We start from the raw sequence: 350 nt of genomic DNA, 5'->3' as shown, positions 1-350 counted from the left end.
TGTGCCCTTGCGCCCCATATCATGGGCGCTTTGCGCCATGACAAGAATACGGGCGCGGGGTGCGGTATCAATGACATTTGCGCTGTCGAACAGGCTAACCGTGTAAGGCATCGGCTTTTTGCCCAAGTCTATATAAGCCAGGATTTTTGGCGAGGAGACGTGATATAAGGTCGCATAATTCACTTCTTCAATAAAGCGGAGGTAATGGCCATCCTCGTCTATGAATTTGACGGCGGCATTATGGGAATTGTGCGTCGAATTGAAGCTGTAAAAATCATCCGGGATCACTTTGGTGGTGCGCATAAGTTCTGCCAAATGGTTTAAGCAGGGTTGCTGGCCATGGCACTGCG

1 protein-coding gene is annotated in these 350 nt (G+C 50.0%); it reads right to left on the bottom strand.

Annotated features, from left to right (window positions below; genetic code table 11):
* Positions 1 to 303 (bottom strand): hypothetical protein (locus Llon_RS11550; RefSeq protein WP_202813354.1); only part of this gene is annotated, 303 nt, incomplete at its 3' end.
* Positions 304 to 350 lie beyond the last annotated feature (47 nt).

The sequence above is a fragment of the Legionella londiniensis genome (assembly GCF_001467825.1).
Lineage (GTDB): Bacteria > Pseudomonadota > Gammaproteobacteria > Legionellales > Legionellaceae > Legionella_A > Legionella_A londiniensis.
The sequence above is the reverse complement of the archived record's forward strand: the minus strand, read 5'-3'. Positions and strand labels throughout refer to the sequence as shown.